The sequence below is a fragment of the Vibrio sp. SCSIO 43009 genome, from assembly GCF_023716525.1.
In the GTDB taxonomy this organism is placed as follows: domain Bacteria; phylum Pseudomonadota; class Gammaproteobacteria; order Enterobacterales; family Vibrionaceae; genus Vibrio; species Vibrio alginolyticus.
Window position 1 is genome coordinate 624,016 of the sequence record NZ_CP071843.1, and the last position, 20,064, is coordinate 644,079.

15 protein-coding genes, 1 tRNA gene and 1 pseudogene are annotated in these 20,064 nt (G+C 42.9%); 8 read left to right on the forward strand and 9 right to left on the reverse strand.

Annotation, left to right across the window (positions count from 1 at the left end):
• The first annotated feature begins 200 nt into the window (after positions 1-200).
• Positions 201-1,658, forward strand: coding sequence for a DUF3360 domain-containing protein (locus tag J4N43_RS18430; RefSeq protein WP_062730944.1), 1,458 nt, complete (start codon positions 201-203; stop codon positions 1,656-1,658).
• A gap of 118 nt (positions 1,659-1,776) precedes the next feature.
• Here J4N43_RS18430 and trpB read toward each other — a convergent pair whose 3' ends face one another.
• The 4 genes and pseudogenes from trpB to J4N43_RS18450 all read right to left on the reverse strand — a co-directional run bounded on the left by trpB (position 1,777) and on the right by J4N43_RS18450 (position 4,836).
• The gene (gene trpB, locus J4N43_RS18435) at positions 1,777-3,000 is read right to left on the reverse strand and encodes a tryptophan synthase subunit beta (protein ID WP_053350639.1); all 1,224 of its coding nucleotides are present in this window, start codon (positions 2,998-3,000) and stop codon (positions 1,777-1,779) included.
• A gap of 400 nt (positions 3,001-3,400) precedes the next feature.
• Positions 3,401-3,709 (reverse strand): annotated as a pseudogene (locus J4N43_RS18440) (S1 RNA-binding domain-containing protein); the annotation flags it as partial.
• 359 nt (positions 3,710-4,068) lie between these two features.
• The gene (locus tag J4N43_RS18445; RefSeq protein ID WP_005375644.1) at positions 4,069-4,281 is read right to left on the reverse strand and encodes a cold-shock protein; all 213 of its coding nucleotides are present in this window, start codon (positions 4,279-4,281) and stop codon (positions 4,069-4,071) included.
• A gap of 306 nt (positions 4,282-4,587) precedes the next feature.
• A complete protein-coding gene (locus tag J4N43_RS18450) occupies positions 4,588-4,836 on the reverse strand; it encodes a hypothetical protein (protein ID WP_005375646.1) in 249 nt (82 codons plus the stop codon).
• A gap of 288 nt (positions 4,837-5,124) precedes the next feature.
• On the opposite strand from J4N43_RS18450, the gene pcp reads away from it, so the two are divergent.
• The 4 genes from pcp (at position 5,125) to J4N43_RS18470 (ending at position 8,738) form a co-directional block, all read left to right on the forward strand.
• Positions 5,125-5,763, forward strand: coding sequence for a pyroglutamyl-peptidase I (pcp, locus tag J4N43_RS18455; protein ID WP_053350641.1), 639 nt, complete (start codon positions 5,125-5,127; stop codon positions 5,761-5,763).
• A 198-nt stretch (positions 5,764-5,961) separates the two neighbouring features.
• On the forward strand, positions 5,962-6,225 hold the full coding sequence (locus J4N43_RS18460) for a hypothetical protein (protein ID WP_053350642.1): 264 nt from the start codon (positions 5,962-5,964) through the stop codon (positions 6,223-6,225).
• Positions 6,226-6,288: 63 nt separating this feature from the next.
• Positions 6,289-7,275 carry a CobW family GTP-binding protein gene (locus J4N43_RS18465; RefSeq protein ID WP_053350643.1) on the forward strand — a complete coding sequence of 329 codons (987 nt, stop codon included), beginning with the start codon at positions 6,289-6,291 and terminating at the stop codon, positions 7,273-7,275.
• Between the two features lie 170 nt (positions 7,276-7,445).
• The gene (locus tag J4N43_RS18470; protein WP_053350644.1) at positions 7,446-8,738 is read left to right on the forward strand and encodes a DEAD/DEAH box helicase; all 1,293 of its coding nucleotides are present in this window, start codon (positions 7,446-7,448) and stop codon (positions 8,736-8,738) included.
• Positions 8,739-8,802: 64 nt separating this feature from the next.
• On the opposite strand, the gene J4N43_RS18475 is transcribed toward J4N43_RS18470, so the two are convergent.
• The 3 genes from J4N43_RS18475 to J4N43_RS18485 form a co-directional block, all read right to left on the reverse strand.
• Positions 8,803-11,793: a DUF6701 domain-containing protein gene (locus tag J4N43_RS18475; protein WP_053350661.1), complete on the reverse strand. Its 2,991-nt coding sequence runs from the start codon at positions 11,791-11,793 to the stop codon at positions 8,803-8,805.
• Positions 11,794-12,102: 309 nt separating this feature from the next.
• Positions 12,103-12,942 (reverse strand): arginase, encoded by an 840-nt coding sequence (locus J4N43_RS18480; RefSeq protein ID WP_005375657.1) that lies wholly within the window; start codon positions 12,940-12,942, stop codon positions 12,103-12,105.
• A 6-nt stretch (positions 12,943-12,948) separates the two neighbouring features.
• Positions 12,949-13,683: an IclR family transcriptional regulator gene (locus J4N43_RS18485; RefSeq protein WP_053307814.1), complete on the reverse strand. Its 735-nt coding sequence runs from the start codon at positions 13,681-13,683 to the stop codon at positions 12,949-12,951.
• Between the two features lie 348 nt (positions 13,684-14,031).
• On the opposite strand from J4N43_RS18485, the gene J4N43_RS18490 reads away from it, so the two are divergent.
• Complete coding sequence (locus tag J4N43_RS18490; protein ID WP_005386194.1) at positions 14,032-15,504, forward strand: EAL domain-containing protein; 1,473 nt, start codon at positions 14,032-14,034, stop codon at positions 15,502-15,504.
• On the opposite strand, the gene modF is transcribed toward J4N43_RS18490, so the two are convergent.
• Positions 15,492-16,946, reverse strand: a complete 1,455-nt coding sequence (gene modF, locus J4N43_RS18495; protein ID WP_158159383.1) for a molybdate ABC transporter ATP-binding protein ModF — start codon at positions 16,944-16,946, stop codon at positions 15,492-15,494. The genes J4N43_RS18490 and modF overlap by 13 nt on opposite strands.
• 285 nt (positions 16,947-17,231) lie before the next feature.
• Between modF and J4N43_RS18500 the strand changes: the two genes are divergently transcribed.
• Positions 17,232-18,782, forward strand: a complete 1,551-nt coding sequence (locus J4N43_RS18500) for a methyl-accepting chemotaxis protein (RefSeq protein ID WP_033907145.1) — start codon at positions 17,232-17,234, stop codon at positions 18,780-18,782.
• A 161-nt stretch (positions 18,783-18,943) separates the two neighbouring features.
• Here J4N43_RS18500 and J4N43_RS18505 read toward each other — a convergent pair.
• Positions 18,944-19,034: transfer RNA gene (locus tag J4N43_RS18505), tRNA-Ser, on the reverse strand.
• 329 nt (positions 19,035-19,363) lie between these two features.
• On the opposite strand from J4N43_RS18505, the gene J4N43_RS18510 reads away from it, so the two are divergent.
• Complete coding sequence (locus tag J4N43_RS18510) at positions 19,364-20,044, forward strand: MaoC family dehydratase (RefSeq protein ID WP_158159382.1); 681 nt, start codon at positions 19,364-19,366, stop codon at positions 20,042-20,044.
• Positions 20,045-20,064 lie beyond the last annotated feature (20 nt).

Sequence of the window (20,064 nt, forward strand, 5' to 3'; positions counted from 1 at the left end):
TTGTTCTTTTACTAATGTCTAATATTCCTACCCATAGCAACACATGCTTAATAAGCTCAAAATCAAAATTGGTTCATGCCGCTTTCTTAGTATGGCCTAGAAGTTTGATGTGGGTGTTGTCTCGTATTGGTCGAAGGTCTGTCTACCAAGCGAAACTCTAGTTGACGTAGTTCAACGTTGAAACATAAAAGGATGACTCAATGTCTGACAAAAGTAAGACTTTTTACAGGGATGTGCGCAAAAAACCGCATGAATTTGAAAACCGAGAAGACTTTCTAAATCATGATTTAACCGTCATGAGCTTCCGTCGCTGGGGAATTCATTTGCCCTCACGTGATTACAGTATTGAAATCGAAGACTGGGTACCTGCATTAGCAGCAACTATTGGTAAGGTGGTGATGGTCACTGCCATGGTTTCCGCTTTTGCTGCTCAGTTTGGTTTATCTCCGGAATTCATTGCAGAAAACGTGCGTTACGAATTACTTATCGCTGGAGCCCTGTTCGTCATTCTGTTTTCTGCCATCCTAAACCCGAATGCAAACTTAGCGGGCACCCATGGCCCAATGATACCGCTGATTCCTATGATTGCAGCTGCAGGAGGACACCCTCTCGCGTTAGGTTTGATGGTATGTGTTTTTGGTTTAATTCTCGCTTTAACCAAAGGTGGCTCTAAACTCATGACTCTGACTGGTATCGGGGTTCGAGGAGGGTTGTTGATCTACCTTGGTGCTGTTGGGTTGCTCGGGCAAATTAATAAGACGGAAGCGTGGGCTGCAAGTACGGACCAAGGTTACATTTCGTTTGTGGTCATAGGCCTAACCGTTATGGTTTACGCTTACTTAGCCAAGATCAATAAACGTTGGCTCGCTATCCCATTGTGCTCTGCACTCGCGGGTATTGTTGCTTATATGATGGGAGCGGAATTCACTTTTACCACAGAGCCGGGCCTGCCTAATTTCAGTCCATTCTACTGGTGGGGGGAAGATACAGGCTGGCAGTTAGGCTGGCCAACCCTAGAGCACTTTATTGCCGTGACTCCATTTGCTCTATTGGCAGTCGCTATGTGGTCCCCTGATTATCTGGGCCATCGTGTGTTTCAAGAACTTAACTACCCAAAAGAAGCGAAAGGCGTACTCATGGATGTCGACGACACGATGGTCGGAGCGTCTGTTCGTCAGGGGGTTGGTTCACTATTAGGTGGCGGTAATTTAGCTTCTTCTTGGGGTACGTACATGATTCCAGCCGCAATTGCCAAACGTCCTATTCCAGGTGGCGCACTGTTAACGGGTTTCATGTGTATTGCGGCGGCGGTAATTGGCTACCCAATGGATCTAGCAATGTGGGAGCCTGTTCTGCGTGTTGCTTTGATTGTCGGTGTATTCTTACCACTTTTAGAAGCGGGTATGCAGATGATCCATAAGCATAAAGATTCACTCAGTGCAGGTATCTGTATTTTTGCCTGTGCATTCGTTAATCCAGTCTTCGGTTGGGCAATCACGATGCTGTTGGATAACCTCGGGCTTATCGGCGACCATGAGCGTGCTAACGAACTATCGCGCAAAGATAAATATCTGATTCCTGGCACTGCGTTTATCGTTTGTGCAGGCTCCCTTGCTATTGTTGGTCAGCTTCCAGGCATTCCAGCTCTTATCGGTTAATCGAATTATGCTCTAAAGGTATAGTGAGAACAGTGAGTAAAGGGACTTGCTTCTTAAAATAGTAGACAAAAACAAAAAGCTACCTAGTACCAGGTAGCTTTTTGCATGTAGGGTTAGGCTATATGAGTGATTCAATGCCGTATTTTGCGCCGTAGTGTTCAACGACAAAATCAATGTCTTTGTCACCACGGCCTGATAAGTTGATCAAAATCGAGCCGGTTTCTCCTTGCTGCGCGAGTTTAATTGCGTAAGCGACAGCGTGTGAGGATTCAATAGCAGGAATTATTCCCTCTTCACGAGACAGCTCAAAGAAGGCATCAATCGCTTCGTCATCACTGATTGAGCCGTAATTGACACGGCCAATGTCTTTTAAGTAACTATGCTGAGGTCCAACCGATGGGTAATCCAAGCCACTTGCTACAGAGTACACTTCCTGAGGTTCACCTTGTGCATCTTTAAGCATGTAAGACTTAAATCCGTGCATGATACCTGGCTCACCGAGTGTGAGTGTTGCAGCATGCTCGCCAACCTTTTGCAAAGAGCGGCCCGCTGGTTCAACGCCGTGAATGGCGACTTGTTCATCCTCTAAGAAAGCAGTAAATAGCCCCATCGCGTTAGAACCACCTCCAACGCATGCGACGAGATTATTGGGTAACTTGCCGGTCATTTCTTTGAATTGAACTCGTGCTTCGTTACCGATAATTGATTGGAAATCTCTCACCATTTTAGGGAATGGGTGAGGGCCAACGACAGAGCCTATCGCATAAAGTTGTGTATCAGGATCTTTCAGATAAGCTTCGAATGCAGAATCTACCGCTTCTTTGAGGGTTTTGCGCCCATGAGTGGCAGGAATGACATTAGCACCAAGGATTCTCATGCGGACGACATTCGGATGTTCTTTGGCGATATCAACTTCACCCATGTAAATATCGCATTTCAAGCCAACCAATGCCGCGGCTGTAGCAAGCGCAACACCGTGTTGCCCTGCGCCAGTTTCAGCAATCAGTTTCTTCTTACCCATCTTTTTAGCGAGAATGGCTTCCCCTAAGCAGTGGTTAATTTTATGTGCGCCTGTATGGTTTAAGTCTTCGCGCTTTAGGTAGATGTCTGCTCCGTATTTTTTAGACAAGTTTTCCGCATGGAAGATTGGGCTAGGTCGTCCAACAAAGTGCTTATACAGGCGAGCGAGTTCCGCTTTAAATTCAGGATCTTTGCTGCATTCCTCATAAGCTGCGTTGATGTCATGCATGATTTGTTCAAGCTCAAGTGGAACAAAGCTACCACCGTATTCACCAAAGTATCCTTCTTCGTTGGGCATAGTGAGATCAAACGAGTTTTTCATTATTTACATCCTAGTTAACGAAAGTATTGATACTTTTATACCCAAAATTTGGAAGAGGTTGTGTGATCAGTTGCTTAAATAACAATCGTCGATCTAGTGAACTAGTTAAAAAGTACAGCTTGGGTAGGGGATAATAGTTGGGATGTAGAATCAGGTGGTTTGAATAGGTGCAAAAAAGCCTCGAGAGATCCTAGGCTGTCATAAGAACCTCTCGAGGCAAACAGAGTGCTGGAAATACACTCTGCGATGGTGTCTGGAAACAAAAATTAGATTCGTTTCCTTTGTCAGATATTAGGGTTTTAGAATGAGTCGATGTCAGCGAAATGTCACAAGTTAATTGCGGTATTAAAAGCTTATTTTTTATTTTTGATTAATGGATTAGAAAGTAACCTAAAACAGGTTAACCTACCGCGTGTTCCGCATCTTTTAAGTTGAACATGATCTTTCTTTTTTTCGAATCGGTGTCTTTAACCAACACGTGCACTTTGCTCCCTAAAGTAAACGTGGCGCTCTGGCTGGAAATTTTTTGTTTGACTGCATCAAATTCGAACTCACCATTTTGGAAATTTGATAAAGGAATGAGACCTTCGATTCGGTTTTCCTCTAACTCAACAAATGCTCCGAAGTGTGTGAATCCAGACGCTGTCCCTATGAAGTGTTGTCCGATAAATGGCTTCATGTAATGACATTTCAGTGCAAACTCAATCTCTCAGCTAGGGATTATGTGCTCGTAGTTATTAGAATTTATTGATTGAGCAGATATATTTAATTTCATTTTTTCTCTTATATTCGCCAATCGCTTTTATTTTATAAACTTTATTTTTATGAGCAAAGCATGAGGCGAAGTGATTCAGATATGAATGAGATTAATTTAATTCCAAACTGGAATTGCAAGGTAGGTTGTGTGATTACCTAAAGATGTATACCAAAGTGACTTTATTGAAAGTGATTAATGATGGTGTGGGAGAGGTAAGTGATTTGGCTATATAAACTTAGATAGAGAATAGTAAGGGCAGTAACAAGTGGAAGGGGGTTGTGGCACCAACAACATTGATGCCACACAAAGAATTACAGTGCAGTTACTTCAGCTGCTTGTAAACCTTTGTTACCTTGTTCAACAACGAACGATACTTTTTGGCCTTCAGTAAGAGTTTTGAAGCCTTCAGAAACAATAGAACGGAAGTGAACGAATACGTCATCACCGCCATTGTCTTGAGAAATAAAACCAAAACCTTTAGTTTCGTTGAACCATTTTACTGAACCAGTTAATTTATTAGACATAGATACCTCTATATTTGATTGTTTTAAATATTGAATTTTTAGCTAATATCAAGTGCTACTATATGATTTTAGAGATAACTATTTTGTCGCAGGAACGTAAACGAGGAATTCGATGTGGAACTGAGAGAAACTTTGATCTTTAATTACATTAATAGCTCTTTCCGTAAGAGCTGATGTGCAGTATACCGACAAAATTAATAAAGGCTAGCCTTTTCTTTTTTATTTTTTGAGTACGCCAAGCGCATTGCTTTCAAAGCATACGCTTGGTGTATAAGACGGCGTGATGTTATAGGTGGCGTCGAGCGCTTAGTGTTTTCTGGTTGGGCCGTTACGAACGATGTCTTTACCATTGTCATATACGTGCTGCGAAACCCAGCGGCCAAGGAGCAATTGGTGCTTTTCTCCTAATACGGCAACAAATGGACGACCATCGGTATTAGAGGTGGCTAGCGCAACGCCAGTGACACCTTCAAGGCCAAGAGCGCCGCTTTCTACTAAATGCAGAAATGCCTCTAACTCTTCAATCGTTTCGATTACATGGTTATCAATATTCATTGTATTCAATCTCTTCGAATTGCATTGCGGTCGCGTACTCTACCTAAGTTAAGCGTGGAAACCAAGTTTCTGCGCGAGTCATGTAATGATAGAGCCTCGTCCTGCCACTAATCATCGATAGTTAGTCTCGATAGTCCGGAACTTGCCTAGATTCAATGAGGCAGAAAACACTCTCTGGTTAGACATGAGTCACACAATGTTGTCTGGCTTATGTCAACAATACTTTTGCTATTGGATGGGGTGAAGGGGAGTGCAATAATTTGTAAAACTCTTTTCCTAAAGGCTGTTATGAAGAAAGTCCTGATTACCGGTTTTGAACCTTTTGGTGGTGACGCCATTAACCCCGCCTTAGAAGCGGTCAAGCAATTAGAGGCTGCGGCCATAAAAGGCGGTGTGATAGTTACTTGCCCAGTCCCCGTAGTTCGATATGACTCGGTGAAAGTCGTTATTGAAGCAATAGAAGCGCACCAGCCAGACTGTGTGATTACTGTAGGGCAAGCGGCCGGGCGTAGCGCGATAACCCCAGAGCGTGTCGCAATTAATGTCGATGATTTTCGTATTCCAGATAACGCTGGTCATCAGCCGATTGATGAACCCGTGGTGGCCGATGGTCCTGATGCTTACTTCTCGACACTACCGATAAAGCGTGTTGTGCAAACGTTGCAAACGCAGGGTATACCTAGCCAGATTTCCAACAGTGCTGGAACATTTGTATGTAACCATCTCTTTTATGGGATCCAACATTACTTGATAGACAATCCGATTCGTCACGGGTTTGTTCATATTCCATTATTGCCAGAACAAGCAGCAAATGGCAGTCAGCCTTCTATGTCTTTGGACATGATAGTCGAAGGGCTGAGGCTGGTGGCGCAAGTTTGTATTGCCAATGATAGCGATATCCTGGTAAGCGGTGGAACGATTTGCTAGTAAGTGTTTTAAAACCCAGTAAGTATCTGAAAGATAATAATAAGCTCGTCGTTTGATGTTGTAGTATATGTTAGCTTTGTCAAATTTCACAAGTAGCGAAAGGAGTAGCATTGAATAGTCAGGTTGGATGTTGTTCAAACTGGCATTCCTCTAGTACAGGAGGTGTTAGGGGGCTAACTTTACGAAAGGCGAGTTATTATGAAAAGCAACAAAAGTAAGTCAATCTCACTTATCTCTGTCGTTGTTTTCGTGTTGGCTATTGCTGCGCTTAAATTCGAAAACACGCTCGGAGTTCTTCCCATCGTAGTCGCTATTATCGCGTTTTTTACTTGCGTTGTTTATACCAGTAGATACCTGTCTGATATGAAGCGTTCAGAGTTGATAAGTCAACCCAAACAAGCTCGAAAAATGTGTTCCAACGCATCACGCAATGAGCTTGATGCGTGCGATAAAAAGCGTTGAAGCGAGTCACATTCTCCGTATACTTTGCTGGAGCATTAATGCACTAACGTGTCGGAGATAAGCATGTCAAATCGAGTACCAACCAACATACTGACCGGATTTTTGGGTGTCGGTAAAACGACCACGATTTTAAATCTACTGAAGAACAAACCGGAAAACGAAAACTGGGCGGTTTTGGTCAATGAATTTGGTGAGATTGGCATCGACGGTGCATTGATGACCGACCAAGGTGCGCTGATTAAAGAAGTGCCGGGTGGCTGTATGTGTTGTACGGCGGGCGTGCCAATGTCGGTCGGTATTACCGCGTTACTGCGCCAAAAACCGGACCGTTTATTGATTGAGCCGACAGGCCTTGGTCATCCAAAACAGGTTATCGCGACGCTTACCTCAGAACAGTATGAACCTTACGTTGATCTTAAAGCGACGATTGCCTTGGTTGATCCGCGTAACTTAAGTGATGAAAAGTATCTTTCTAACCAAAACTTCGTGGACCAGTTAGACAGTGCAGATGTGGTTATTGGTAGTAAGGTTGACCTATGTTCCAGCCACGACCTTGATGTGTTTAATGACTGGGTGACGGACCAATCCCCTTCAAAAGTATTCAGTAAGCTTATTCATGACGGTGAGTTGCCGATAGAAGTCTTGGATATTGAGCGGGTTTACGGCAGCGCTTCTTCCCATATCGAGTCACATCATCATGACCACGCTCATCAAGAGCCTCAATTCCAATTGGCGCCTGGTGAAGCCTTTGTGCGCAAAGAGAACAAAGGGCAGGGTTATTTTAGTTGTGGGTGGTTGTTTGGGGCAGAGTATAAGTTTGATTTTGAAAAGCTTTTCTCTATGCTTTCGGACTTGACCGCAGAGCGTGTTAAAGCAGTGGTCAATACGGATCAAGGTTGTTACGCGTTTAATGTTGCCAACCGAGTCGTTTCGGTGAATGAAATCAGCTTAGAAGGTTTTGAATCACGATTAGAAGTGATAGATTCTCAGCTGTTGCCATGGGATGAGCTTGAGCGAATTCTCCTTCAGTTATCTGGCATCAAACATTAGATCGCACAAAGGTTAAACGAAAACGGTGAACCATTAATGTATCTGTGCTCACCGTTTTTTCTTTTGTAGGATTTCAATGAGAAAAGTGAGATAAATCACTCAAATTCGGGTATAGTGCACGGCTAAATTTTTAAAGCTATTTTTAGTGGTTTGTTTAAGGAATACGCTCAATGTCATTTTCATCTCAAGGTTTTGCGCCAGAAGTGGTTAAAGCACTGGCAGAATGCGGTTATGAAAAGTTAACGCCAATTCAACAGAAGGCGATTCCAATGGCTCGCAAAGGCCATGATATTTTCGCTACAGCACAAACAGGTACTGGTAAAACGGCTGCGTTTTCTCTGCCTATGATTCAGCAGTTGCTAGACAGTAACCGTAGCGCTTCTCGTAAGACTGCTCGCGCACTTATCTTGGCTCCAACTCGTGAGCTTGCTGAACAAATTGCTGATAACATCAAAGCTTACACGAAGTACACGAACCTGTCGGTGGCTGCGATTTTCGGTGGCCGTAAAATGTCTTCTCAGGTTGCGGCACTGGAAAATGGTGTTGATATCCTTGTGGCTACACCTGGTCGATTGGAAGAACACATCGAACAAGGTAATGTCTCGGTGGCACACTTAGAGTTTTTGGTGTTTGATGAAGCAGACCGTATCTTGGATATGGGCTTTATTCATGCAGTTCGTAAGATCATGCTAGATGTGGATACTGATCCGCAAATTATGATGTTTTCTGCAACGACTTCGAGCCAACTAAATCTGCTAGCAAAAGATATCCTGCGTAAGCCTAAGCGTATTGAAGTTGAGCGAGCGAATACGACAGCACAGACAGTTGCTCACGTGTTATATCCAGTTGATCAAGAGCGAAAAACGGAACTGCTTTCGGAACTGATTGGTCGTAAGAACTGGAAACAAGTGTTGGTATTTGTGAACTACAAAGAGACCGCAAACGACGTTGTAAAAGAGCTGAAACTTGATGGTATCAAAGCGGTGGTTTGTCATGGTGACCGTGCTCAAAGCGCTCGTCGTCGTGCGCTAGAAGAGTTTAAGTCCGGTAAAGCACGTGTCATGGTGGCTACCGATGTCGCTGCTCGAGGTCTAGATATTGAAGATTTACCTCACGTTGTGAACTATGACATGCCTTTCCTAGCGGAAGATTACGTTCACCGAATTGGTCGTACAGGCCGTGCAGGTAAACAAGGTCATGCCGTTTCATTTGTAAATCGAGATGAAGAACTCACGGTTGTTCAGGTTGAAAATCTAATCCAGCAGCGAATTCGCCGTATTGAGCTTGCTGGCTATGAACCAAAACAGCGTGAATCTTACATTGAAAAGCTGCACTCAAAACCAGCATTCAAGAATCGTCAAGGTCGTCGTAATAATCCGAACCAGTCGGCAACAGACCAAGGGTCGGCAGAGCGTCGTCTTGCTATGGTGAAGCGCCTGAAAGCGCGTCGTGGCGCAAAGTAAATTACACAGTCTGTGTGAAAAGAGCCCCTCAATTGAGGGGCTTTTTTTGTTTTGTCGTTTCGCGTTAATTTAGGCCAAGCATATTTGGCTCACCACGATAAATAATGCGATCGTTTCCTCGGTGAATACCAAACGTAACTGTAACAGGTGGATTTTCCTCTTCACTTGTCGTGTTATCCCAATCGTATTTCAGCCAAGGGATGCGATTACCTGAGCCGTCTAAATCCAGGTGGAATTGTATTTGCTCGCGTGCTGAGTCAATTTGGCTTGCAACGATATCGGTCATCCTGCCAACATGCATTGTCCCAACTCCAGAAAGCATGGCGTTGTTTGCAGGCGCATTCGACCAAATTGGCGTGCTGAAGTAATATTCACCATTCGCCGTCGTTGAACTGTCATCGAAGTTAGTCGTAAATCGACCGTTTTGCCAAGTTTCTACAGCAAGTGGCACTTTGAACACCATGCCTTGGTTGCCACCTACATCTTGAAAGTTCAAACGACCGAATCGAATGTCCGGTTGTTGAGTGAGCATTTCGCTGTTATCAAAGAAATTTACCTCATCAACGGCTTTAGTCGTGACTATACCTATTTTGCTGCTGTCACTGTTAGTCCCTTTATTAAATGGGCCATCAGGATATTGCTTATCTGTCGTGTTCTTTCTCCAGCATGGGCTATTGTTACAAGTCGCATTGGTCGAGGGCTTCTCTATAACAAACGTTCCAACACTCGCGCTACCCAGTAGTTTCCAGTCTACCTTCTTAGGCTTAGGCGGCAAAAACCGATCGGAGTATGAGCTTAGCTCGCCTAAATCGAAATGTTGTTGAAGGTTAGACGAAAAGTGGACGTAATTCTTCACGTTTTCCTTATGCGCATTGAGTGCGACAACATCGTAAGTGACTTTCTCAAAAGGTTGATTCATGTAAGCAAAAGTTTGGCCATGTGGGTAGTGCCATTCTTGGTCTTGCACTTGAAAATATTTTGGGTAAAAACGACCGATGTAACGATAGCTTTCGTTAACAGTCATACCTAGATATTTACTTTCTAGGTTTGCTTTTACTCTCAAGCTCCCGACTTCTTCCCAATATAATCCATTAAAGACGAATTGATCATTCTTGGCTGAATTATGCGCCTGAGCTAGCGAGTCACTACTTTGTAGCAATTTTGAGGTTTGGTTCGTTGTCTCTGATGGCGTATGTTGTTCACTCGACAAGACAACCGATACTGCTGGAGCGTCATCAAGCATAAAATTACGGGTGATAGAAGCATCACAATAGCGTGCTGATTCAACAGACCCACTTACAGAGCCGTCAGGTTGCCAAATGATTGGTTTCACTGTTAGAGAGAAAAGTTCTCCAGCAGCGATAAACCCATCTCCTTGTTCAGAGGTACCAGAAGGCAAAGCACGTTGGTTGTCACAGATAGCGAGTGTCCATGGTCGCGAGTACACATTAAATGTTCCTCTCACTTCCACTTTGCCTTCTTCTGGGCACTCTTCAAATCCCTCACATTCAAAATGATCGGACAATGTCACTTCAAATATGCCGGACTCGTTCGTGATAAGACCATGTTCAGACAAGCCGTCTTTAAATTCCGCTGAATAGCTAAAGCTTCCTTCACTTCCTCCTAATGGCCGAACCAATGGATGAAAAACCTTAGGAGTACCATTGTAGTTGCTTGCCACTACAGGTTCGCCTGTGGAGGCACAAGCCAGCAATCGCGTATGCACGTTTTCTGGTTTACCTGCAATAACGCGTATTTCATTTAAAGTGGCGCTTTTCGTCTTTGAGTAGGCCTCAAACATAAATGGCGTAAACATAAAGCTAACCGTTTGATGCTTGCTGGTGTCTTCTGCCATAGTGAAAGTCAGCGTGTAGTTAGTACCTAACGCGATGGTATCAATATCGTTCGGGACCACTCGAACAACGAGCTCACCATTGTCGTCAGACATAAATTGGTTTGCTTTTAATGTCTGCTGACCTTTGATCACCTCTAAAGTGAACAAGTCAGGGTGTGATAGGGCTGCACTGACTTCTGCGCTTACAACTTCTCCATTATTGGTTGTCATTGCTGTAAATTGCGGAAGATCGTCGCCGCACATCAGTGCCATGTCGTCCGATGGTGTGACGCTGAGGTCGAAGTCGTTCTCTGATGGAGGCGTAATTTTACATTCAGGGATATAAGAAGGAATAGGGCAAGTTGTTGGTGTTTGATTTGCGTAACTACAATTGGGTTCATCAATGCCGCAATAGTGGTTGAAATTTGAACTTGATTCTAGGGTGGCTGTCACACTACCACAAATAGAAGTATTGGAGTTATTAATTGAAAAATGCATTGCCGAAATAGCTTGCTTATTCGCATATATTTTGGTCGTGCCAAAACCTGTATCTACAGTATGTCCCTGAGATGTCAAAGAACCAAAAACTGTCGTATTATTAAGATTTATCCCCGATAGAGCATTAATGTTGCCCACAACTATTGGTGTATTAGAAAGCGACGATTCCAGTTGATTAATTTCTACTTTTGTTCCTTTTGATTTGATATCACCGCAGAACATACCAGATTCGATGTACACGTCACTTTGAGCAATGATGTTGCCATTAAGGACGTTGTGCTCTCCGTGAAACTCGACAGAACGGCCATTTCCACCAACACCATTGGTTTCTATATCTCCTTCGATTTCACTATCAGTTATTTTTATAGAACCTAAAGCAGAGACATTACCTAGTACGTAGCTATTACCATTAATTTTTAACCAAGTTCCTTTAGCTTTGATGTTTATAGGACTTTCCTTTGAGCCTATGACATTCTGCCCACGGAGTGTTATGGAACCATGAGCGGTTAAAGACGATGAGCTTTGACTACTATTTATAATTTGATCGCCTTTCGGGAGAACAATATTTGTAGTGCAATCGTAAGTAGAACCCGTTACATGAATGGTTCCGTTTTTACAAAAGGCAACATTAGTGTTTGACTTGATATCTGCTAAGTCATAAGTGGTGGCGTGTGAGGTTAGCGGTAAAAAAAGAACCGCAGTGAAAATACTGCAAAGACGCATCATCAAATGTCCTAATGAGTGGAACAAGATGGCATCAAGCGAGCGTGAGCAAATGCTCACTGAAATTGGAATAGCTGCGGTACTTTTTGTTTTGAAGCCGCTTAGTTATTGAACTTTGGTTATTTTTTATTTCGCATGTCATTCCAAAGTTTAGCGGCCTTATTACAACGTAAGTGTCAGGTTAGTTCAAGAGGTAAGTGTGATGTGTGTCGCTTTATATGTGTAACTATTTGTTAGTTAAGGATAATGAGTAAGCATGTTGGTTCAGAATCAGGAAGGACGCGATCCTGATTCTGAATGTTTATAACGCTAGGCAGCGTGAACGATGAGTGGAGCCATCTGATATAACTCTTCTAGTATGGCTTTCGTTTGTCTCGAATAGACCAAGCAATCTCGATCGCCAACGAGCTGAATTGCTCTCACTTTACCTGCAACCAGACATTGCCTAATCGTGCGTAGAACCATTTGGATATCAATTTCTGACGCGCCATCAAGGCTATTTTTGGTTTTTAGAGATCCAAGGTCGATACTAATGATTATTTGGTCGCAGTGGTCTAGGTAATTGCCGATCTGTTGCTTAACGTTATTGCGATGACGAAAAGAAAACTCTTTCTCGGTCACCCAATCACAACCTTGATCTTCCGCGTATTCCCACGTTTCCTGCTTCGTCTCTTGCTCACTGACGCCAGCAAAAAACAATCGTACGTTTTGATAGCGAGAAAGAGCAAAATGGAATGCAGAGCCTAAGCGTGGCTCAAGTGTCGGTTTCAAGTTCATGTTATGCCCGATATTTACGACACCCACTTCGTCTCGATAGGATACGACCACAGGTAACATGGACAAGATTGCCTCGGTACAGTTAGTGACTAAAACCGGAATTGAGTGACGAGAAAGCGAAAGACTTAACGCTTCCTGAAACTCGCCATTCTCCAGTTTGTCGTGGTTGAAGTGCCCATAGTTTTCAGCGGTTTCATGATCATGTTGTTGGTAAAGCCAATCACTAGCATTTTCCAAACTTTGATCAGCTAATTCAAACGCGCCCTTAGACATGGGTGGCAAATACTCACACACTGTCATAAAAGAAAAAGGGTAATGTTGCGGCTGTTTCACGGTGTGATGGAGTTTATAGCGTTTGAAAAAGCTTAACATGATGAATTACCTTTCTGGTGGTAGTGCCCTTGCCGCTTGCAGTACATGTAAAATAATGCGCTGCTTATCCTTTTCGACTCGGTGGGCCGGAGCCATCACTGAGACTGCGCCAATCAGTTTGCTTCCTTTCATTACCGGTGCGCTAATACCTGAAACACCCGGGTCAATCTCAGAAGTACTGACGGCATATCCGTGTTTACGGATGGTTGTGAGCTCTTTTTCCCACTCGTCGCGTCGGTGATCTTGATTAAAATATCTCAAGATTTTCTCGCATCGACTTTGAGGCATAAAAGCGAGCATCACTTTAGATGAGGCACCGCGCAGCAGAGGTTGACTTTGACCCTGGACGAAGCTGCAACGCAGCGCCTGCATACTTTCTTTCTGTCTGACACAAAGCGCACGATAACCAGCTGGTACCATATAAGCGGCCATTTCCCCGGTTTGTTGTACCAACCTAGCCAGTATGGTTTCGACCATGTCGAGCCCATGTTGCGCGGTCTCATAGCTGTGCATGAGTAATAATGCCGCTGGACCAACGACAAATGTCTTGTCGTGAACGCTTTCTTCGATCAAGTTCCACTCTTTAAGCAGTTTTAAGTGTCGGTAAAGGCTGCTTAAAGGAACGTTCAATTGCTCGCTTAGCGCTTTCGCAGAAACTGGGAACGGACTAACTGCAACTTGCATTAACAACTGCAGTGATTTTTCGTTTACCTGGTTAGCATTAGCTTTGTTTGTCGTCATGAGAGTGTTGTAACGTGTTGTAGGAGTTACGACAAATATAATTCTTAATTACTGAGAAAAGAAAAATAATTTTAATGGGTAATTCTTACATGATGAGAAACAGACCGGTAAAGACTTTCGCAAGTACCGATAGACATAACATGGTGTCGAATTAAAGTCTCAGGTTTGAGGCGCTTGATACTAAATTGGAACAGGAGTGAATAAGACATTGTTTAGTTTGCGGTATTACTCAGCGTTTCGCATACTGAGTTAATCCAAACAAATAATGTTAAAAAACGTGAGTTGCTAGCGGGTATCGGAATCGAGGTACCATCTCAGTAAATCGGTTTTATAAAAGGTTACTTTTATATGCTGAATAAGGCGATTTTTAAAAAAGCCATCATTTTCCTTCTGCCTATTCCCTTGGTTATTGGAGAAGTTTTGTATTTAGCTCGTGAAAGCGTGCAAAACAATCTCAATCATTTATTAGAAAAAAATGTGCAAATTGCAGATGAAATTTTATTCCAAATAGAGACAGAAAACCGCACGGCGCTGCTACACCCTGAACGATGTGAAGAGCTCCAGCAAAGCTTAATGTTTGAACGAGATATTGAAGAAATGCTCATTGTGAAAGAGGGAGTCATTACTTGTTCTTCGAAATTGGGAAGTATCTCTAAACCGTTAGCTGAGCACATCGCCTTTCCCAAGGGACAAACGCTAGCGCTTGGTAGTGTTGATAGCTTGTACGATCAGTTCTTGCTAGTGGTAACGGAGGGAGAGCGGGGTTATCAAGCCGTAACGATTATCGATCATGACTACTTTAATGCAACAATAGGGTTTAACAACGATTTACGCCTAAAACGCTCTGCGCTGTTTATCCATGATCAAGTTTCACCTGAAGGAGCATTAAGAGCGGGAAGTAATCCTATCGGTATCAAATCGTCGCAAATGTTTGAGTATGAAGCTTTGAGCGAAGCCAGCGATCTTTTCGTCAAACAGAGAACACTTTCCTATTTTTTGTACTCAATTCCAATTATTTTCGTTATCTACCTTTGCTTGTATGCGTTGAATAAGTTTATTGATCCCCATCGCAATTTGATACTGGATCTTAAAAGAGCGATAAAAAGAGGAGAGTTGACCCTGTATTACCAACCGCAAGTTAACGTTGATACCGGCCAGTTATTCGGGTTTGAAGCGCTAGTGCGATGGGAGCATCAAAGTAAGGGGTTCATTTCTCCGGATGAGTTTGTCCCTGCGGCAGAGCAAAGTGGATTGGTTTTTTTACTTACTGATTTCGTTCTGGATAAAGCGGCAGAGGACTTCAGTAAATTAGGCTTTGATCAGCCTGTCCACCTTGGTATTAACGTGCCGCCTGGTTATTTAGTCGGACCAAACGCGATCAGAAAAATTCAATTGCTCGACAGACAGTTGAGCCGAAACAAAGTCTCATTAGGGGTAGAGATAACGGAGCGTCAGCTCATTGATTCAGAGGCGAGAAAATGCATTGCAGCGCTGCGAGTGCATGGTATTGATGTGCTGATCGATGATTTTGGAACTGGCCAAACCTCGTTAGCATTTCTACAGCACATGCGCATAGATTACTTAAAAATCGATAAGTGCTTTGTCGAAACCATTGGTATTCCTAGCCTTAGTGCTTCTGTCTTAAAAGCGATGGTTCATTTCGCGGAAGAATTACAAGTACAATTGATCGCTGAAGGCGTGGAAACCATAGCGCAAGCTGAACACTTAAAGCAGATGGGAGTGAGATATCATCAGGGATACCTGTACTCCAAACCATTACCTTATGAGCAGCTTGCGCAGCGAAGTCATTATGATTGGTAGACGTTAGCTCTATAACACTGAGCATTTTCATCAAACACAAACTCTAACTCATTTTTGATGCTATCTAAGCGGTCTTCTTGGTAGTGAGACACATACAATAGTTGGCTTAAATTCTCTCTAGCGATGAGTTCAAGTGTGTTCTTAACTAACCGTCTACCCAAAAAATCTAACCCTTGATACGGCTCGTCCAAAATCAATAATGTGGGTTGTTTCACGATGGCTCTTGCAATCAGTAACAGTCGCTGCTGACCGTACTCTAATTGCTTAAATGAGGTTTTTTTGTACTGGCTCATATGTAAGATATCGAGCCACTCGTTTGCAATATCCATTTCTTTGCGAGTTGGCTGGTTATACAACCCAATCGAATCGTAAAATCCTGACAAAATGACTTCTAATGCGCTGCAATTGACTCGATATTGGAGGTGTAGCGCTGAAGACACCATACCGATATGCTGCTTAATTTCCCAGATTGTCTCGCCAGTACCACGCTTTTTACCAAAAATATCAATGTCATTGCTGTAGCATTGCGGATGATCGCCAAAGATCAATCCAAGTAAGGTACTCTTTCCACAACCATTTGGGCCTTTGACCTGCCAATGTTGGCCCTTGTCTATGCGCCAGTTCAAGTCAGTAAAAATCTTCTTATCGGTGTATTCAACAGTCCCATTCTTTAGTTCAAATATTGGGTTGTTGAATGGCGTCGAGTGCTGATGCTGACGTATCAAGCTCATCATTTCTTCACTCTGTTGCTCTGACTGAGATTTTATTTGTCCAATGATTGGATGATTATCCCAACTGGACTTATCCATTGTACTATCAAGCTTTCCTGCACTGAAAAGCGCGATGCTATTGATCCACTCAGGCATGTCAGATTCGCGAGAGAAGGTTATGAGTAGTTGCACATTTTGAGAAAGCGAGTGTAAATAGCGAGCGAGGGCAGCTCGGTGCGCAATATCTAAGCCAGTAAATGGATTATCGAGTAATACTAAGTCAGGTTGTGTGGCTAAAGCTCGGGCGAGCATTACTCTTCTGGTTTCTCCGGTAGAGAGAACGCGGAAGCCACTATCTTTAAGATGACTTAGGTCGAGATCATTAATTAGCTGTTCAGTTAAGTTGGTGTCTTGGCTCTGCTCTAGGATTAATGAATAAACAGTGCTTCCTTGGTCGATACGATCAAGAAAATCCGTATCATCCTTTTCTAATTCTCTTTCCAGTAATCGCTGTTGCTCTGATAACGACACTTGCGCAACGGACAGCCCATTTAGCTCAATTTCCCCACTATCTGGTGACATTTCATCACAAATAAGGTCTCCAAGCAGAGAGCCAATATCTCCATCCGCGCTGAATATCCCCCAAGACTGCTGAGTGTTAATTTTCCAATCGTCAATAAACAAGTGTGTCGTGTTTCTCTTGGCTGCAAGCTGACGAAAGTGAATAGTCATTGTGTTTGTCTTCCTTGTTTTCGCTTTAGTGGATTACTTATAACAATTTACGAACTCAGTACGGAAGCGCTTTTGTGTATTAATTTTGAACAGCACTCAGTCTTGTGCATATTAACGAAGCCTTGTATTAGAGGATAAAAATGCGACTAGAGTCATTAAGTAACAAGTAAACTTATCAATAATTTTGTTTTATTTTTGAATCAACCTATCATTATGCATGTAAATGTTATGCTGATAAATTCATATTTGCCGTTTGTTAATTAATCAATGTAAGGACACATGTTTATGAGTGAAACGGAATACGATTACCCTTCGAGTTACAGCCTAGTTTCCATTACCGATACCTCCAGTTACATCAAATATGCCAGTGAAAACTTTAATGAAGTAGCGGGGTTTGATGAAGGGGAGCTTATCGGTAAACCCCACAATGTTGTGCGTCATCCTGATATGCCAAAACAGGCTTTTAAAGATTTATGGACTCACCTGAAAACTGGCAAACACTGGATGGGAATGGTCAAAAATCGACGTAAAAACGGCGGCTATTATTGGGTTGACGCGTTTGCTTCTCCTATAAAATCTAATGGTGAAGTTGTGGAATACCAATCAGTGAGATTTAAACCTGAGCGTATACACATCCAGCGAGCGGAAAAAGCGTATTCGAAGCTTCGAAATAATCGTAAGCCGTGGAAAATGTATCTTCCTCGTACACGTTTGTGGATGAGATCGGCCTTCTTCCTTTTAATTTCAAACCTTCTTGGCTTACTCATTCTACAAATGAATCAATCACCAGTGATAGCGTTTGGCGTTGTTGCGTTACTTTCCGTTTTCTCTATTTATGTATTAACCAGACCAGTTGAGAAGCTCGCTAAACAGGCTAGGCAAGACTTCAACAATCCACTCATGGAATATATTTATTGCGGAAGAATCAACGATCTGGCTGAGATTGAGCTGGGTATGAAGATGCGTAAGCAATTTGCCAATGCGCTATTGGGGCGCGTTGGCGTGTCTGTAAAAGACTCTTGCGAAGAAACGCGCGCAAGTGCTAACAGTGCTGCGACAAATAGCCAGCAAGTGACGGAGAACTTAAGCGCACAGAAAGTGGAGATTGACTCGGTCGCAACAGCGGTCAACGAGATGCAAGCCTCTTCATCTGAGATATCAAATAATGCTCAAGCGACCGCCGAGGCTACGTTAGAAGCGCAAAATACGATGATAGACAGCCGTAGCGTTATCGATAATGTTAACCAATCGGTACTAGAGCTGGTGGGTGAGCTCGGCGAAATATCTAAAGTGGTCATACGTTTGAACCAACAAACCGAGCAAATTGGAACCGTTGTTGAAGTCATCAATGGTATTGCCGAACAAACTAATTTATTAGCGTTGAACGCTGCAATTGAAGCCGCGAGGGCAGGCGAACAAGGCAGAGGGTTTGCCGTTGTAGCAGATGAAGTGAGAACCTTAGCTAAAAGAACTCAGGAATCGACAACAGAGATTAAATCGGCCATTGAAGGGATTCAAAATGGGAGCAAATCAGCGGTTTCTGCGTTAGAGAAAGGTAATGAAATGTCGACCGGAACGGTAACATTGTTAGGTACTGCTTTGGATAGCATTCAACAACTGGAATCCCTTGTTCAAGACGTTGTCGAACGAAACCAACAAATTGCGGTCGCGATAGAAGAGCAGGTTTATGTAACGGATGAAATAAATGAAAACATCCAGTCGCTTAATTTAAAGTACAGTGAATCGTATGAACTGATGACTGAAACGAATCATATGAACACCAAAGTGCAAAATTGCACCAATGACCTGTCTGAAATGATTAAAAAGTTTGCTTAAACTTTAGAAAATCGAAGTTAAAAGCCCGCTAAACATTAGCGGGCTTTTAACTGGAATATAGTGAAGTGCTGGGTTCGTTTACGAGAGAGGATTTCTAAATCTCGTTTTTGTAAGAGCTAAAACGACAAAAGCTCGCAATAAATGCGAGCTTTCTAAATAAGTGGCGGAGAGATAGGGATTTGAACCCTAGATACGCTATTAACGTATGCCGGTTTTCAAGACCGGTGCTTTCAACCACTCAGCCATCTCTCCGTTGTGGGCGGTATAATAAGGAGCATAGTCCGACTTGTAAAGTGCTGAATTATAATAGAAGTACTGTTTGCTTGTTTTATGATCACTGATGTGATGTTGGAAAGTTTGAAAGCGGAGTGAAAAAGGGACAAAAAGTACCAATTTATAGAGTTTTTACTTTATATTGGCGCACGTCAATAAAATGGTGTTTTATTGTTATCTTGCTGATATATAAGACATAACATGCTTTTAGGGTACATGTGTTCGCCCGAAAGTATTTGCAAGACTTTGTGAACTAATTCAAAATTAACTGGTATAGCCAGTTGTGCTTAGAATTCTTAAGGGTGTTTATGAAGGTCACAAATCTATTTAAAGACAAAGTTGATGCGATTTCTGCTCATCAATCCGAGTTTATGAATTGGATGTCTCCAACGTTACGCGATTATTGGAGTGACTTTTTGGGGAAAGCTCAAAATAGCTTTCTTTTCTCAAAAGTTCGTGATCACCAGCAGCCAGCCGTCAACGAAGAAGTTGCACCTCAACCTGCACCGATCGTAATGGCACCTGAGGCTCAAAAGCTTTATGACGAGTTAAGTGAAAAAATTGGCGAAGTTATTCACACTGGTGATTGGGTTCATGTGTCTCAAGAACGTATTAACCAATTTGGTGCGGTAACGGAAGACACGCAATGGATTCATACTGATCCAGAGCGTGCTTCAACTGAATCTCCATTTAAGACAACTATCGCTCATGGCTTTTTAACATTAGCATTGCTGCCTAAACTGACGGATTCAGTTGATCCAGACAAGCCAATGTTCCCAACAGCTAAAATGGTAGTTAACTTGGGTTTAAACCAAGTCCGTTTCCCTTACCCTGTCAAAGCAGGCAATAATGTTCGTGCAGTCAGCACGTTAACAAAAGTAACGCCAATCAAAAAAGGTTTGGAGATTGAGCGCGAAATTAAAGTGGAAATTGAAGGTATTCGTCGACCTGGTGCGGTTGTGGTCTCTGTAATTCAACTGCATTTCTAATTCCGAAACCGGATAGAACA

Coding starts and splice junctions, on each gene's coding strand:
- J4N43_RS18490 (WP_005386194.1), top strand. CDS start 14,032: ATGCTGAATAAGGCGATTTTTAAAAAAGCCATCATTTTCCTTCTGCCT.
- J4N43_RS18430 (WP_062730944.1), top strand. CDS start 201: ATGTCTGACAAAAGTAAGACTTTTTACAGGGATGTGCGCAAAAAACCG.
- J4N43_RS18470 (WP_053350644.1), top strand. CDS start 7,446: ATGTCATTTTCATCTCAAGGTTTTGCGCCAGAAGTGGTTAAAGCACTG.
- J4N43_RS18480 (WP_005375657.1), bottom strand. CDS start 12,942: ATGTTAAGCTTTTTCAAACGCTATAAACTCCATCACACCGTGAAACAG.
- J4N43_RS18445 (WP_005375644.1), bottom strand. CDS start 4,281: ATGTCTAATAAATTAACTGGTTCAGTAAAATGGTTCAACGAAACTAAA.
- J4N43_RS18510 (WP_158159382.1), top strand. CDS start 19,364: ATGAAGGTCACAAATCTATTTAAAGACAAAGTTGATGCGATTTCTGCT.
- J4N43_RS18485 (WP_053307814.1), bottom strand. CDS start 13,683: ATGACGACAAACAAAGCTAATGCTAACCAGGTAAACGAAAAATCACTG.
- J4N43_RS18475 (WP_053350661.1), bottom strand. CDS start 11,793: ATGCGTCTTTGCAGTATTTTCACTGCGGTTCTTTTTTTACCGCTAACC.
- J4N43_RS18465 (WP_053350643.1), top strand. CDS start 6,289: ATGTCAAATCGAGTACCAACCAACATACTGACCGGATTTTTGGGTGTC.
- trpB (WP_053350639.1), bottom strand. CDS start 3,000: ATGAAAAACTCGTTTGATCTCACTATGCCCAACGAAGAAGGATACTTT.
- J4N43_RS18450 (WP_005375646.1), bottom strand. CDS start 4,836: ATGAATATTGATAACCATGTAATCGAAACGATTGAAGAGTTAGAGGCA.
- modF (WP_158159383.1), bottom strand. CDS start 16,946: ATGACTATTCACTTTCGTCAGCTTGCAGCCAAGAGAAACACGACACAC.
- J4N43_RS18460 (WP_053350642.1), top strand. CDS start 5,962: ATGAAAAGCAACAAAAGTAAGTCAATCTCACTTATCTCTGTCGTTGTT.
- J4N43_RS18500 (WP_033907145.1), top strand. CDS start 17,232: ATGAGTGAAACGGAATACGATTACCCTTCGAGTTACAGCCTAGTTTCC.
- pcp (WP_053350641.1), top strand. CDS start 5,125: ATGAAGAAAGTCCTGATTACCGGTTTTGAACCTTTTGGTGGTGACGCC.